The organism is Flavobacterium sp. Flavsp81 (assembly GCF_059491325.1).
In genome coordinates this window covers 1318732-1336303 of record NZ_CP168505.1, presented here as the reverse complement: position 1 = coordinate 1336303, position 17572 = coordinate 1318732, and the positions used below count along the sequence as shown (strand labels likewise).

Sequence of the window (17572 nt, the reverse complement as noted above, 5' to 3'; positions counted from 1 at the left end):
TAACTATCAACCACTAATTATTATGAAAAAAAAACCGGTTACTTTTATTCCTCAATTTAGAAGAGGTATTCGTTTGGCAATTTTTGCTATCGGACTTTTAATGTTCACGAACGGGTGGGCACAGTCAGCCACCATAACTGTGGATGCCACCAAAAATAAGCGTTTGATATCGCCGAATATCTATGGAAAAAATGACTTCTTTGACCGCCCTGACCAATTTTATAAAGATGCAGGCTTGAACTTTGCCCGCCTGAATGGAGGTAACAATGCATCATCCTATAACTGGCAGGCAAAACTTACTGTTCATCCCGACTGGTATAATAATGTTTATGATACTGATTGGGGTGTCGCGGCGCAAAGAATCAATACCAGCCTTCCCGGTATGCAGGGAATGTTCGCCTTTCAGTTACTGGGCAGGGTTGCATCCAACACCAATAATAACTTCAATGACTGGGCATTCAACCAGGCAAAGCAGTGGTCTGGTACTCACCAGGATTTAGCCGGTGGAGGAGTTGTTAACCCAGCTGGTGGTGACAAGGCCCAGGTTGACGGTAACCCTGAGTTATTCAGTAAGCCATGGTCGGCAGACTCTTCTGTGGGAATTCTAAATGATTGGTTTGGAGCCGGTGGTAAAGGGTTTAACAAAAACCAGTTTGTATACTGGAATATGGACAACGAAGTAGATATATGGAGTAGCACACATAAATGGGCTATGCCAACACAGCTATCGGCGGCTGCTTTTATCGATCGTTACATTGAGTTGGCAAAGAAAGCGAAAGCAATCTATCCGGGTATCAAACTTTGCGGACCTGTTAACACCTCCGAATGGTTTTGGTACAACTGGGCAGATGAAAATATACGGATAAATGGCAGGTTTTATACATGGATGGAGTATTTCATCAAACGTCTGGGCGATGAGTACAAGGCAACCGGTATGAAACTGGTTGATGTAATAGATATTCACAATTACCCTACTTATAATAATGATGCTGAGGCACTGCAGGGACATCGAATTTATTATGATGAAAACTATGATTACCCGAGTTCAAATGGTATTAGCAAAATTAACGGGGGATGGGATACCTCAATTAAAAAACAATATATTTTCAAGCGTATCGATGGCTGGCTAAATGAACATTTTGGGGCAAATCATGGCATAACAACCGGTTTAAGCGAATGGGGAACCGGGTCAAGCAGCAATCCAAGTCTGGAATCGGTTATATATGCTTCGCATCTTGGAACGTTTGCCAACAATGGCGTTGAACTTTTTTCTCCATGGAACTGGTCTGCCGGTATGTGGGAAACCTTGCACTTATTTAGCAAAAATGCAAAAAAATATAGTGTTTCAAGTGTTTCTTCAGTAGAAAATACAGTTTCTGCTTATTCCTCGATAAATGAAGCCGCAGACCAGATGACGGTAATAATTGTGAACAAGGACATGAACTCTGCCCAAAATGTGACGGTAAATCTTAACGGATTTCAGGTAGCCAACGGAAATTATAAGACTTTGCAATTATCGTCTCTGCCTAATGAAGAAACTTTTGTATCGGAGACACAAAATGCACTTAAAACAAGTCAGGTAGGAGTGAATTCAAATTCGTTGACCATATCTGTGCCAAAACTTTCGACTACTGCAATACTTTTGACAAAAACGACAGCACCTTCTGTTACCTATGTTACTTTAGCCAATCGAGGTACCAATTTACTGATGGATGGTATGTATAGGTCCGACAATGGTTCCAATGCGGGGCAATATAGCAACAGCGGCGCCACGGCACAACAATGGTCAATTGAAACGGTTGGAAACTATGTGATGTTGAAAAATCGTGCTACAAACTTATATCTTGATGGTATGTATAGAAATTCCAATGGTTCCGTTGTAGGACAATATAGTTATAGTGGCAGTGATGCACAATATTGGACACGCGAAACTGCAGGAAGCTATGTTAAGTTTAAGAATAAAGCTACAGGTCTGTATATTGATGGAATAGGTAATACGACCAACGGCGCTGATTTAGCTCAATGGAGCTCAAGCAGCCATTTTAATCAGCAATGGTCAATAAATACAGTATCCTCTGCAAAAACGAGTTCAATATCCAAACAGAATAATCTGGAAGAATCAAGTTTACCGATAATGTTGTATCCAAATCCATTCTCGTCAGCCATTACTCTTAAAGTTGATGAACCAAATAAAATAAATGATATTTCAATTTTTGACATGACTGGTAAACTAGTTGAAAGTATACAGCATTCTGAAATTACAAGTTCCATGTCTATAGGTTCTTCCCTAAAATCTAATGTCTATATCGTTAAGGTTTCTGCTACTGATGGGGTAAAAACTTTCAAAATTGTTAAGAAATAATGAGGATAATTAATAAACAGCGCTGGATTGCTGAATATTGATTTTCAAAGTTGTTTAAAACTCTGCAAGGTTTTCAAAGTCTTACAGGTATATGTTTCTAAAAAATCTAATGCTATAAGGTCAAAAAACCTTGCAGAAAAATAAACAAAATAATCATCATTGTTCCTGAATTAGGATCAGTTCATTATTTACAAAACTATTCTGGTTTTGAATTTTTAAAACTAGAATAGTTTAAAAAAATGCAATAATATAAGATTATGAAGCAGTATTTAATGGCATTAATGTTAATAATGATTTCCGGAATGACCGTGAAATCACAAAATACCAGCTCGTATTTTCCGGATAAAAATCTGGTAACAACCGGAATCTATTACTATCCCGAGCAGTGGAAAGAAAACCAGTGGGAGCGGGATATCAAGAAAATCGCCGATATGGGTTTCGAGTTCGTCCATCTGGCGGAATTTGCCTGGTATAAAATGGAACCCGAAGAAGGCAAATTTGATTTTGCCTGGCTGGATAAGGTAGTTGACCTGTGTGTAAAAAACAATTTGAAGGTACTGATGTGTACCCCTTCGGCAACCACTCCTACATGGATGCGAGTGAATTATCCTGAAACTTTTATCATGTACAGCAATTACATCCGAGGCGAGAATGGTACACGGGGATTAGGCTCGATCACCAATCCTAAATACCGCACATTTGTTGAAAGAATCGTGACCGAAATGGGCAAGCGTTACGGGCAGAATAAAAACATAATTGGATGGCAGCTTGATAACGAGCCTCCCGCAATTTCCGACTATAGCCCTTCTTCTCAGGAGGCTTTCAGGCAATGGCTTAAAAACAAGTACAAAAGCATCGATACTTTAAACGCTGTCTGGGGAACGGCGTTCTGGAGTCAATGGTTCAACAGTTTCGATCAGGTAATCATTCCCAACACAGACTTGGTAGGATGGTGGGGTAACAATCCTCATGCGCTGCTCGATTTTAAACGTTACCTGGCAGATGCACAGGCCGAATTCCTCGATTTACAGGCAACTGTTTTGCGTAATTCGATTTCGAAGGAACAATACATTACCACAAATTATACTGCCATTTGTACCGGAGCGGATCCAAGGCGAACAAAGAAAATGGATTTTGCTACCTATACTGCCTATCCTAACAGCGGGACTGATAATATTGGTGACATAGGGTTTCGATTAGGCAATAGTAAGGTCGTTCTTTTTGCAGCTGAGTATTATAAATCGGTCGGAGGTATTTCCGGAGTAATGGAAATGCAGCCGGGACCGGTTAACTGGGGCTCTTATAACCCGCTCTTGATGCCCGGTACGGTGCGTATGTGGCTGTATCACAGCTTTGCTGCCGGTGGGAGGATTGCCTGTTCCTATCGTTTTCGTCAGGTTTTGTACAGTTCTGAGCAGTACCATGCCGGAGTTATGCAGACCGATGGCGTGACACCATCAGCGGGAGGGGAGGATTATATGCAGTTCATAAAGGAAATAAAAGAGCTTAGAAAGCACTTCAAACCCAATACAAAAATACCCGAAAAACTGACTGCAAGGTCAACAGCCATTCTTTGGAATCTGGAGAATTTCTGGTCCATCGACAGACAAAAGCAAACCTTCCAATGGGACGCATGGAACTACCCTGTAAAGTTTCTTGAAATGGCAAAATCCTTTGGTGCTCCTACAGCTGTGATTCCCGAAACTGCGGATTTTTCAAAATACAAATTTCTTATTGTTCCGGCCTATGAATTGGCCGATTCGGCATTAATAAAGAAATGGAACGATTATGCAGCAAACGGTGGTCATTTGATTATTACCTGCCGCACGGCGACCAAAGATCGCGCAGGACATTTCTGGGAAGGAGAATGGGCGACTCCCATTTCTGATCTTATTGGTGCACATGTTAAAGCCACCGATATGCTTTCGGGTTATGCCAAAGGAGATATTTTGATGAGATCATCCCATTATAATTGGAACAACTGGGCTGATCTGCTCGATGCCGATAAAAATACCGAAGTGCTTGCTACTTACAATAACCAGTTCTATAAAGGTAAAGCAGCAGTCGTACAACGCAAGATAGGAAAAGGAACAGTTACTTATATAGGTGTAGATACTGACGATTCAAAGCTTGAAAAGGATGTTTTACGTGAGATTTATGCGAAAGCGGGGGCCACCACAGAGGATTATCCTGAAGGAATATACGTTTACTGGCGCGACGGATTTTATATGGCTGTAAATTATTCCTCGAACGATTATACAATGAATTTGCCTGCAAATGCCAAAGTACTGGTTGGGGAGAAAACGCTGAAACCTGCCGGTGTGATGGTTTGGAATGAATAATGAATTTCCGGTAAAATAAATAAAATGAAAACAGCGAAATCTGTAATTTGAAAATATAATTTCGTGACTGTCATCTTATACTTATTGTACCAAACTGCCTGATGTTAAATTTAGCGATAGCAATTTAATAATCTAGAAATATATGTTATGAGTAAGATTGCCATAAACACTGCTGTTTTTTGTTATGATGATGGCACTCTTAAAGTTCTATTATCAAAGGAGAACATTTGTACAAATGCCAAATGGGAAATTTTAACCGGCACGCTTCAAAATAATGAAAGTGCCGATGATGCGGCATCTCGCCTGATGCAGGAATATGGAATTGGAAAAAATATATTTATAAGGCAGTTAAAAACTTTTATCGATTTTGGACAGAAAGAGTCAGATCGGAAGGTAACAATAGGATATTATGGACTGATAAATATTGAAGAGTATAAAACGATTTTTGGCATCAGTCAGTACTATAAGAGATGGTGGAAGTCACTGATGTACCGGATTTATTGTTTAATCATAATAAAATTCTCGATTTTGGTCTGTATCAATTAGGTAATGATTTACGTGAATTAGCAGTGGGTTTTGAGCTTTTACCAAAGGAATTTACATTATCTGAGCTAACAAATCTTTATAAGGAAATATTGGGTTTTGAGGCTAATGAATCAGGTTTTTGTAAAAAGATTGTACAGAAAAAAATTATACTGCCTCTTGTTGATAAGCAAAGAGGTACTACAATTGAAACTGAAAGACGGTATAAATTTAATGTCAGGGATATGAAAAGCTGGCAATTGAAAAATATTTTTTCATTTTTTAATAGAAGTAATCTCTTTATTTATTGATAGTGGAGTTATGTAAATACATCATTTGTTTTGTATAATGCTTCAAATGTACTATTCTGATAACTACTGGTAAAACTACATTTACAGCCTTGAATTTTATTGATTTCATGTTAAATGAACTTGCAGAATTATACTATTCAAAATAAATTATAATAAAAACATATAATCTAAGAGATAGTTACATGTTTAACGACTTTATTAACAACAATGATGAAAAAACAAATTAAAAAATATGCATTTTTATTGCTAATCGTTTTTGGAAACGGGTATGCTCAGACAAAAAAGCATATGGATGCCAATAAACCGATTGAAGAGCGTATTTCACTTTTGATGAAAGAAATGACTTTGGAAGAAAAAGTAGGACAAATGAATCAATACAATGGTTCGTGGGATTTTACAGGACCAAAACCGGAGTCGGGTTCTAATGAAGAAAAATACAATAACATAACGAAGGGTTGGGTAGGATCTGTGTTGAGTGTAAGAGGTGTTAAAGACGTCAAGGCAGTACAAAAAATGGCTGTAGAGCAAACCCGTCTTGGGATTCCGTTAATTTTCGGATTTGATGTTATACATGGTTACAAAACACTTAGTCCTATACCATTGGCAGAGGCCGCAAGTTGGGATTTAGAAACAATTAGAAATTCGGCAAGAGTGGCTGCAGTTGAAGCTTCTGCTGCCGGATTGAACTGGACTTTTGCACCTAACGTAGATATTTCGAATGATGCCAGATGGGGAAGAGTGATGGAAGGTGCCGGTGAAGATCCTTATCTGGGAAGCAAAATTGCTACCGCCAGAATCAGCGGTTTTCAAGGAAAAAACTTAAGTGCCAATACTTCTATCGTGGCTTGCGCCAAACATTTTGCAGGTTATGGTTTTGTAGAGGCAGGCAGGGATTATAATAGTGTAGATATGAGTAATTCTAAGTTATACAATACTGTATTACCGCCTTTTAAAGCAGCAGTCGATGCAGGAATTCGCACTTTTATGAATTCATTTAATACTCTAAATGGTATTCCGGCAACCGGAAACAGCTTTTTGCAAAGAGATATTTTAAAAGAAGCCTGGGGATTTAAGGGTTTTGTTGTTTCTGACTGGGCTTCTATTGCCGAGATGATTACACACGGTTACGCGGCTGATGGTGCCGATGCGGCTAAAAAAGCAGCTATTGCCGGTTCTGACATGGATATGGAATCAGGTATTTATGTAAAAGAGTTAGTTCAGTTAGTAAAAAAAGGATTGGTTAAAGAAAGTGTGATTGATGATGCCGTTCGCAGAATTCTGCGAGTAAAATTTGAATTAGGGCTGTTTGACAATCCATATAAAAATTGTGATGAAGCCCTTGAAAAATCAAGTATTGGCAGCAAGGCAAATAATGATGACGTTCTGGACATAGCCAAAAAATCGATTGTTTTATTGAAAAATGATAAAAAATTACTGCCATTAAAAAAGGCAGGAGCTAAAATAGCTTTAATCGGTGCTTTGGCAAATGATAAAAACAGTCCTTTGGGAAGCTGGAGAATTGCAGCTGATGATAATACAGCAATATCGGTTCTTGAAGGGATGCAGCAATACAAAAACAACACGTTAGTATATGAAAAAGGAACTGATGTGGCTCTAAATAAACAAATGTTTGTTGACGAAGTAAAAATTAATACCACTGATTTTTCAGGATTTGAAGCAGCTAAAAAAGCAGCAAAAGACGCTGAGGTTGTGGTAATGGTTTTAGGAGAAATCGGTTTTCAAAGCGGAGAAGGACGCAGTAGAACGGAATTAGGCCTGCCGGGTAATCAACAGCAGTTATTAGAGGAAGTTTACAAAGTAAATCCTAATATTGTTTTGGTTTTAAATAATGGCCGCCCGTTAGCATTACCCTGGGCTGCAGAGCACATTCCTGCTATTGTTGAAGCCTGGCAGTTAGGAACTCAATCCGGGAATGCAATCGCTCAGGTTTTGTATGGAGATTATAACCCAAGCGGCAAGCTGCCAATGTCGTTCCCGAGAAATGTAGGTCAATGCCCAATTTATTACAATCTGTACAATACAGGAAGACCGACAGATAAAGATCAAAATGTTTTTTGGTCACATTATACTGATGTAGAAAAAACACCTCTATACCCGTTTGGATATGGATTAAGCTATACTTCTTTTGAGTATAAAAATCTTAAAATGGCAAAGACTTCCTTTCAAAAAGGAGACAAAATTGAACTTTCTGTTGATGTTACCAATACAGGAAATCTTGACGGAAAAGAAGTGGTCCAATTGTATATAAATGATGTTGCTGCGAGTGTAGTTAGGCCCGTTAAGGAATTAAAAGGTTTTGAGCTTGTTGCACTAAAAAAAGGCGAAACTAAAACTATTCAATTTACATTAACTGATGCAGCACTTGGTTTTTATGACAATAACGGCAAATTTTTAGTTGAACCAGGTATGTTTAATGTCATGGTCGGCTGGAATTCTAATGAAGGACTTACCGGCAAGTTTGAACTAAAATAATGTTGAGGAACTCGAAAGAAAACTCTCAAAAATAGTATATTTTTTTTTGAAAAGATCCTATATCCTGAGTACGATTAATCTTTGTGAATCGTACTCAGGTTTTTGGCAATACGGCAGAATTTGTATAGAAAAAGTAAGTATTCTGTTTAGTTTTATTAATATTGTTTTATATATGTTTAAAAATAGAATCAGTTTGTAAATTTTATTTTCAGATAAAATTGGTAAATAATAATATTGGATGTAAATGAAAAATATTAAATATATTCTTGTATGCTATTTTGTGTTTGTAAACTATCTGTTTTCTCAGGATAAATTTGACAACTACCAATTTAGAAGCATACAGGAAACTACATCAAAAAGAGCTGTTTCCTCTATTATTCAGGATAACAATGGTTTTATTTGGATAGGTACGAACGGTGCGGGCTTGTATCGATATGATGGGGTGAATTATTTTGGATATGAATACAATCAGAAAAAACCAGGTTCAGTAAACAGCAACTTTATTTATGCCACTTTTATTGATTCTGATAATAATTTGTGGGTCGGCACTGATGAAGGTTTGTGTTTGTACAATAGAGATCTTGATAATTTTACTAAAATCAATATTGAGGATGCAATTGTAAAAGGTTATAATCAGCCAATTACTGTAAAAACAATTATTCAGGATAATAACGGTAACCTAATCTTAGGGGCTTATGGTTTTGGGTTATTCAAGCTTAATATAAAAACTTTAAAAGCTTCTTTAGTTCACTCAAAGGTATTGGACAGACCAAATTTTCTAATAAAATGCTCGGCAAAAAATAAGCAGGGAATTATTTATTTAGGAACTAGTTATGGCCTTTTAGAGATCGATTTAAATGGAAAAGTTAAACAGGTTTATAAAGACAAATTTAAAAGAGAGCCTTTATTAGATGACATAGAAAATCTTGTTATAGATAAATTTGGATATTTATGGCTGGGAACGACTGAAAATGGCCTGATAAAAATTAAACCTGAAACAGATAATTATCAATTTGAAAATTATTTTATTACCAAAAATAAAATCTTATCTATTATACAAAGCAGTCACGATTATATAATTTGCGGCACCGAAAATGATGGATTATTGGTTGTAAATTATAAAGGACAAGTACTGCAAAAATATTTGCACAGTAAGTATAATAATTTCAGTTTAAAATCTAATTCCGTTTGGTCCTTATACGAAGATAAAGAAAAGCGGCTCTGGTTAGGTTATTTTAATAAGGGACTTGGCGTATTTGATAAACCTAATAACAAATTTAATTCACTTGAGTCACTTGTAAATAATGATAATTCGTTACAGGCCAGTCATGTAACTTCGGTTATAAAAGATAAAAAGGGTAATTTATTAATAAGCAATGAAGGCGGAGGACTCGATATTTATAATTTTACTGACAAAAGTTATATTCACGTTAACAAAAATACTCAAAAGTACTATTCAGGTTTAGATGCTGTTGATATTCAGACCATATTTATAGACAGTAAACAAAATATCTGGATAGGAAGCTGGGATCGTGGAATCTATTTTTTGAAAGATGGAACTACCAGATTCATAAACTACAATACAGCAAATACAGCAGGATTAAAATCGAATCGAATTTTTAGTTTTTCGGAAGATTCAGAAGGCCGAATCTGGATCGGAACTTTTATAAAAGGATTGCATTATTTTGACAATAAAAGCAACACATTTGTCCATTGTGACTCTAAACCATTTGTAGAAAACTCTTTGGATAAAGCTTTTATTCGCAGAGTTTTTGTAGATTCTGATGATATTTTGTGGGTGGGAACAATTTTAGGATTATATCAGGTAAGCTTAAATGCGGACTCAGGTTTTAAAGTGACAAATATGCGGGATGCAATGTTCAGCGATAAAACGAAGTATAACAGTATTCAAACTATTTTATCAATTTATGAGTCTAATGATAAAAAAATATGGATCGGAACAGATGGCGAAGGATTGTTCAGTTATAATAAAAAAAATAAGGTATTTTCAAATTATGATGATTTTCCCGGTTTTAAAGAGAAATCAATACGTGCTATAATTTCTGATAATAATGGCTCTTTATGGATAAGTGGCGGATCCGGATTAACAAAACTCAATTTTAAAAGTAAAAAAAGCACCAATTTTAACAAAGATGATGGTCTTATTGATAACGATTTTAATAATAATGCAGTTTTTAAAGATGGAAATGGAGAGCTGTATTTTGGCGGATACGAGGGAGTAAATTATTTTAATCCTAACGAAATCAAAAAAACAGAAAAAGCACCAAGGCTCTATTTCAGTGATTTCAAATTATTCAATCGATCCGTAAAACCAAATGAAGATTCTTCGCCGTTAACCAAAGTAATTTCTCAAACCAAAGAAATTATTCTCAACCATGCACAATCCGTTTTTACGATTGAATATGTGGGAATTAATTATAATAATTCTAAAAAAAAACAATATGCCTATTACCTTGAAGGTTTCGAAAAAGATTGGAATTATGTTGGGAATAACAGAACCGCAACCTATACAAACCTGGAGCCCGGTAATTATGTTTTTAAAGTAAAATCCGCTAATGCAGATGGTTCCTGGGGCAATGCTCAATTAGAACTAAAAATAAAAGTTCTGCCTCCCTGGTGGAAAACCATTTGGGCCTATTTAATATATGTATCTATTTTAGTTTTCCTGATTATATACTTCAATAAAATTTATCAAAATCGTTTTAAGGCCAGACATGCAATAATTTTAGAAAAAGAAAAAACGATTCAGTTAGAGAAATTAAATAATAAAAAATTACAGTTTTTCACCAACATTTCGCATGAATTCAGGACACCATTAACGTTGATCATTAACCCCCTGGAAGATATTTTAAGAATCAAAAATTTGTCTCCTGAAATACATAATAAATTAAAAATCGTACACAAAAGTTCGGACAGGCTTTCCAGGCTGATCAATGAGCTTATGGATTTTAACAAATTAGAGTTTAATAAAATCTTCCTTCAGGTGAAAAAAATTGAAGTGGTGGCATTTACAAAAGAAATTATTAGCTATTTTAAAGAGGAAGCAGCTGTCCGAAACATCACTATTAATTTTGAATCACCAGATGAACTTGAAGATTGGTTAGACCCTAAAATGCTGGAAAAAATAATATTTAATATTATTTCAAATGCATTTAAGTTTACACCGGACAATGGCTTTATTGCTATTTCTATAGATGAATCAGATGAAAATAATTTGTTGTTAATTAACGGAAGTAAAGTTCCTTCATTTTCAATAACAATTACAGATACAGGATCAGGAATTGACAAAAAAGATCTGAATAGAATTTTTGACAGATTTTATCAGCTCAATAACGTAAATAAAGATTATTACGGCAGCACAGGAATCGGATTAGAGGTTGTAAAAGAATTTGTTGAGCTGCATAAAGGAAAAATTGATGTGGAAAGTAAGCTGGGAGAAGGCACGAAATTTACGGTACTATTTCCGTTAGGTAAATCTTTTTATAAGGAAAATGAAGTAGTTGATGAGACTTTTAAAATAGAAAAAAACAAAAATAAAATGTCACCTGAATCTGCTAATGATCAGGACGATGAAGATGATTTTGCTGATCAGGAAATTAAAAATTCTGTAGCTGAAACTGCAAAAGCGTATACTGTTTTGATTGTTGAAGATAATTCTGAATTAAGAAATTATTTGAAAGATGAACTCAGTACATTATATAAGGTTATTGTAGCCGAAAATGGTCAGAAAGGATACGAACTTGCTGTCCAGAAATTACCCGATTTAATCATTACAGATGTTATTATGCCTGTAATGGACGGTCTGCAATTATGTAAAAACATAAAAGGAGATTTAAAAACAAGTCACATTCCTCTATTAATGCTGTCGGCAAAAGCAATGGTGAAAGACAGATTAGAAGGTATAGATTCGGGTGCCGATATGTATTTGAGCAAACCATTCGACTTAGAGATTTTAAAATCCAGTCTGGCACAGCTTATTACAAGCAGGCAAATCATGTTTAAGAAATTTTATAGCGGAATCACAAAAAACGGAAAAGAAAAAACGACTTCACTGGATAATGATTTCATTCAAAAAATTCTGCATTTTATCAATGAGAATATAAGCGAATCTCAGTTGACGGTAGAGTTGCTGTCTACTAAAATTTTCCTGAGCAGGAGTCAGTTATACCGAAAAATAAAAACCTTAACAGGTGTTTCAGTAAATGAGTTTATTAGAAATGTACGATTAGAAAAAGCAAAACAACTAATCGAACAGGGGAATAATAATATTAATGAAATCAGCTATAAAGTTGGGTTTACTTCGCCTTCTTATTTTGCCAAATGCTATAAAATTAAATACGGGCACTTGCCTACACAAGAAAAAAGAACAAAGGAATGAAACGCTAAAGCAAGCCGTTTTGAGAGAAAAACGCAATAAAAAGAGCTTCGATTTTAAAATCGAAGCTCTTTTTTTTGTCAGTCAATTTTTTCAAAACTGCTGCTTTTGAGCTCAAATAAAAAGTCATATATAAAAAATAGTATTGCTTTTTTTTAACGAATGCTATTTTTTCACTAAAATTTTTACCAATACTTCAACAGTTGTATTTTGAATTTTTGTCTTTTTTAATGATTATAGGGTCTCAGAAGTTTTTTTCGCATCATTTGTTGCACAATATGCTTCATCTGTTCTATAATAGCACTCCTCTACATTTTACTTTCGTTAAGAAATATTTAAGAAATGATTTTTGCTCACAATTCAAGAATGAGCGATAACAAGCCATTAATATTAAATGTTTTCTAAACCAAAAATTAACTAATTATTTAATTAACTCTAAAAGAACCAAATTTTATGCAGAAAAGAACATTAAAAAAACTATTGTGTTTAATAGTATTTATGTGGGGGAATTTTTTCTTTGCGCAAACTGTTAAAGGTAAAGTGACATCAGGCGGTTTCAGCTTGCCAGGTGTTAGTGTAATAGTAGAAGGAACAAAAAAAGGAACAGTTACCGATTTTGATGGCAGTTTTGTTTTAAACAATGTGGAAGCAAATGCTATGCTGCTTTTTAGTTACGTAGGATATAAAAATTTATCATTGCGGGCAAATACAACATCAGTGATGCAGGTAACTATGGTCAATGATCTTGAAAAATTAAATGAAGTAGTTGTTATTGGATATGGAACTTCAAAAAGGAAAGATATTAATGGTGCCATTTCCTCTATTAAGGCTTCCGAAATTCAGGACAAGCCTTTTACCTCTATTGATCAGGCACTTGTGGGTAAAGCGGCCGGTGTAAATGTTACTCAAAATTCAGGCACGCCCGGTGGTGGTATCTCTGTTCAGATTAGGGGAATTACTTCTATTAATGGTAATGAACCATTGTATGTTATCGATGGAACTCCGGTTTTTGCGGATAAAAATAATGACTCATTTTCGTTTAGCGCATTAGGCGGAGGAAGTGGACAGACTAAAAACTCTGCATTGTCAGGTTTGAATATTTCGGATATCGAAACTATTGATATTTTAAAAGATGCTTCAGCAACTGCAATCTATGGTGCAAATGGTGCAAATGGTGTTGTTTTGATTACAACCAAAAAAGGAAAAAAAGGGAGATCAAAGTTTGCATATGAAACATATTTAGCTACTCAGGAAGTAACAAATTCTGTTGATGTTTTAAACTTACCGCAATATGCTAAGTATCAGACAAAAATTTATCAATTAAATGGTGAACCTGTTCCGTATCAATATCAGAAACCTGATTTGTTAGGAAAGGGAACAAACTGGCAGGATGAACTTTTCAGATCGGCTACAATGTACAACCATCAATTGTCCTTTTCCGGTGAAAAGGAGGGAACACGCTATTATACTTCCTTAAATTATTTTGATCAGGAAGGAATTGTTTTAAATTCAAATTTTAACAGATTATCTATGCGATTAAACATAGATTCTAATGTTAAATCCTGGTTAAAGATAGGTAACAACTTATCGGTAAGTAAGTCGTCCCAACAAGTTGTAAGAAACGATGACAGAGGTGGTTTAGTTATGAACACCTTAAGACAATCTCCTGAATTACCGGTCAGATATGCTGACGGTTCTTTTGCAGGTCCTTCCGGTACATTGGGATCTTCGGCAAATGAAGCAACAAATCCTGTGGCACTGTCGGAATACAATAATTCAACCAGTGAAAGATTTAAAATTAATGGTAATTTATTTGCTGATTTTACGCTTATCAAAGGTTTGGTTTTCAGATCAGAGTTAGGATATGATTTAAATTTTTCAAAAAGCAGTGCTTTTGCACCTAAATATACTTTAGGAAATGTATCTGAACTTTTAAACAAATCATTCAAACAGCAGGATCAAAGCTATTATTGGAACATTAAAAATTATTTGACTTATAATAAAACAATAAACGATAAGCACAATTTTACTTTTTTATTGGGTCAGGAAGCGCAGGAAAGTCAATATGAGTATTTAAGCGGTTACAGAACGGGGGAGTTTTTAAATAAAGATTTTACCAACTTAAACATAGGTGATATCGATACTGCACTGAATGGAAACGGTTCCGGAAGATGGTCTATGGCATCTTATATTTCGAGATTAAATTATAGCTTTTCAGACCGATATTCTTTTTCAGCTTCATTAAGGGCAGATGCTTCGTCAAACTTTGGACCTAATAATAAATGGGGTTATTTCCCTTCATTTTCCGGAGGCTGGACAGTCAGCAACGAAAAATTCTTTGAGCCTTTATCGACTACTGTAAATTATTTGAAATTTAGAGCCGGGTACGGATCGGTAGGAAATCAAAATATTCCGTCAAACAGATATCAAACCATTCTGACGTTAATTTCATCTCCCTTTGGAGGAGTATCTCCAACAATTGATAATTTAGGAAATCCGGATATTAAATGGGAGTCACTTAAGTCTTTCAATGCCGGTTTTGAATTAGGATTGCTAAATGACAGAATAAAATTAGACTTTGATTATTATGTTAAAAATTCTTCGGATTTCCTGACAAAACAAATCAATGATGAATCTAATCAAAGCGCCCTTAATTACTATCTGAATACAGGTAAAATTGTAACCAAAGGAATTGATCTTTCACTGAATACAAGAAATATTGTTACCGATAATTTTACGTGGGACAGCACAATTATTTTTTCAAAATACAATAATGAGCTGACCAGTTTTCAGGGTGACGGCAAATCTTTATTAGGAAAAGTACAATTCGATTTATATAACGTTACCAGAACAACAGAAGGACAGCCAGTCGGACAGTTTTATGGATATGTTACCGATGGACTATTCAAAAATGCTGCTGAATTAGCAGCAGGCCCAATTCAGGAAACGGGAACCGGAGTTGGAGATATTCGTTTTAAGGATTTAAACAAAGATGGAAAAATTGACAGTAAGGATCAGGCAGCTTTAGGAAGTGCAATTCCTGATTTTACTTATGCATTCACCAATAACTTTAAATACAAAAGCATCAGTTTATCAGTTGTTTTAACCGGAAGCCAGGGTAACGAAATCTACAATTTTACGCGTCATTACACAGATGGTATTTACCCGGGATTTGGAGATCGGTTTGCAAATGTAAGTACTCAGGCCTTAAATGCCTTTGAAGCAGGAGTAAACGAAAATACTGATGTGCCAAGAATTACACTTAATGATCCAAATGGTAATGGTCGAATTTCGAGCAGATTTGTTGAAGATGGTTCTTATTTAAGAATTCAAAATGTTTCTTTGAGCTATGATCTGCCTGATAAGATTTTCGAAGAATCTATTTTTTCTAAAATTAGATTGTATGTAAATGTCCAAAATTTATACACGTTTACAAAATACTCCGGATTTGATCCTGCTTTAGGAAATTTAGATCAAAATATAACACTGAGTGGTATTGATTTAGGGCGTTATCCTGTGCCAAGAACGACTTCTGTAGGAATGAATTTAGAATTCTAAAATTATAAAAACATACATTTTAACTTAATGATTCATATCGTTAACACAAAAATACCAGTTATGAAAAAACTTTTTAAACTTTTTATGATGGGAATGCTTATACCATTACTGTCTTTACTTTCCTGCTCGGATGAATTTTTGAATGCACCGTCTGAAAATCAATTAACCCCGGGCGATTTACCGGAAGGAATTACAGCTTTTGACGGAATCGCTGAGAGTCTGTACTTCAAGCCCTGGTTTACTTTTAATGATAAATTCCTAATTGCTGTAGGGGATATGTACGCCGGCAACGCTTTTACATTTGATGGTGCCTATGCACAATTTAAAGATGCCCAGGTAACCTCACAAAATCCAATCTTAACAGAAGGATACGTTTCGTTATTTTCGGTTATCGATCAATCCAATAATCTAATGAGTCTGGTTGAAGAGAGAAAAAGTGAATTACCTGAAGCCTCGTATAAAAACGCTATTGCAATTTCAAGATTCATGAGAGCAAATGCTTATTTCTATTTGGTAAGAACTTTTGGAGCTGTGCCGATTATTAATAAAGCAGGTTCTGCACCGCAGCCAAAAAGAAATATTGTTGCAGATGTTTATAAATTTATAAAACTGGATTTGCAATATGCCATCGAAAATTTACCTGAAACTTCAGCAAAGAAAGGATATGTTAATAAAACGGTCGCCATGGGTATTCTTGCAAAAGTGCATTTAACCCTGCATGAATATGCAGAATGTACCGGTTTAACCCAGCAAATTATCGGAAAACAGTATACTTTAATTCAGGAATACGGAAACTTATTTAGCAGTCCGGAAAACAATAACAGTAATGAGAGTATGTTTGCTTTGCAATGGAAAGCTATCGCTACAGAATGGGGAACTCAAAATACCAATCAGGCATATATTGTTCCTGGAGGCACAGGAATAACCGGAGGCGGTGACGGCTGGGGAGTTTATCTGCCATCTATTTCATTGCAAAATGGATTCGAACCAAAGGATAGCAGAAAAAAGAGCACGATCATGACTGATGGCGACTTTTATCCTGAATTGTTAAAGAATCAGGGCGGGTTTCTGTATAAAAAAATATATTCTTCTACTGCGGCTAATTTCAGAAAGTATATTGTAGGTTCTGCAGCCGAAAGAAACGATGTGTTTTTTATGAGAACTTCACAAAACACGATTATATTAAGGTATTCTGATATTTTATTAATGCATGCCGAAGCCGTTTTGGCTGGAGCCAATTCTACAACAGCGGCGTCTGCATTAAGTGCCTTCAACGAAGTGAGAACCAGAGCGGGATTACCAATTAAAACAGTACTTACAAGAGACGAATTGTTTAATGAAAGAAGAGTTGAGTTTGCACTTGAAGGGCAGTATTTCTTTGATTTAAAACGTCGCGGCCTGGCTGAAGCAACAGCAATTATTTCGAATCAGGAAGTTGGTTTTTATTCTGATGATGCCAGAACAGAGCTGGTTTCCAGAAAGATAACTCCGGGAAGTAATTATTTTGAATTGCCATTACCGCAATCTGCCATTGATACTAATCCATCATTATTAGAAGCTCCGGTTCCTTTTAACTTTAATTAACTTA

8 protein-coding genes are annotated in these 17572 nt (G+C 35.5%); all 8 read left to right on the top strand.

Features of this window, described 5'->3' with window-relative positions; all coding sequences use genetic code 11:
• Nucleotides 1–22 precede the first annotated feature (22 nt).
• The 8 genes from ACEN92_RS05435 (at nucleotide 23) to ACEN92_RS05400 (ending at nucleotide 17568) form a co-directional block, all read left to right on the top strand.
• Nucleotides 23–2362 carry a glycoside hydrolase family 44 protein gene (locus ACEN92_RS05435; RefSeq protein WP_495641352.1) on the top strand — a complete coding sequence of 780 codons (2340 nt, stop codon included), beginning with the start codon at nucleotides 23–25 and terminating at the stop codon, nucleotides 2360–2362.
• A gap of 257 nt (nucleotides 2363–2619) precedes the next feature.
• Nucleotides 2620–4704, top strand: coding sequence for a beta-galactosidase (locus tag ACEN92_RS05430; protein ID WP_495641351.1), 2085 nt, complete (start codon nucleotides 2620–2622; stop codon nucleotides 4702–4704).
• A 147-nt stretch (nucleotides 4705–4851) separates the two neighbouring features.
• A complete protein-coding gene (locus tag ACEN92_RS05425) occupies nucleotides 4852–5250 on the top strand; it encodes an NUDIX hydrolase (RefSeq protein WP_495642369.1) in 399 nt (132 codons plus the stop codon).
• The gene (locus ACEN92_RS05420; RefSeq protein WP_495641350.1) at nucleotides 5175–5537 is read left to right on the top strand and encodes an NrtR DNA-binding winged helix domain-containing protein; all 363 of its coding nucleotides are present in this window, start codon (nucleotides 5175–5177) and stop codon (nucleotides 5535–5537) included. Before ACEN92_RS05425 ends, ACEN92_RS05420 begins: the two co-directional genes overlap by 76 nt.
• Nucleotides 5538–5747: 210 nt before the next feature.
• A complete protein-coding gene (gene bglX, locus ACEN92_RS05415; protein WP_495642328.1) occupies nucleotides 5748–8030 on the top strand; it encodes a beta-glucosidase BglX in 2283 nt (760 codons plus the stop codon).
• A 244-nt stretch (nucleotides 8031–8274) separates the two neighbouring features.
• Nucleotides 8275–12429, top strand: coding sequence for a hybrid sensor histidine kinase/response regulator (locus tag ACEN92_RS05410; protein WP_495641349.1), 4155 nt, complete (start codon nucleotides 8275–8277; stop codon nucleotides 12427–12429).
• 450 nt (nucleotides 12430–12879) lie between these two features.
• The gene (locus ACEN92_RS05405; RefSeq protein WP_495641348.1) at nucleotides 12880–15984 is read left to right on the top strand and encodes a SusC/RagA family TonB-linked outer membrane protein; all 3105 of its coding nucleotides are present in this window, start codon (nucleotides 12880–12882) and stop codon (nucleotides 15982–15984) included.
• Nucleotides 15985–16044: 60 nt separating this feature from the next.
• Nucleotides 16045–17568: a RagB/SusD family nutrient uptake outer membrane protein gene (locus ACEN92_RS05400; RefSeq protein ID WP_495641347.1), complete on the top strand. Its 1524-nt coding sequence runs from the start codon at nucleotides 16045–16047 to the stop codon at nucleotides 17566–17568.
• Nucleotides 17569–17572: the final 4 nt, after the last annotated feature.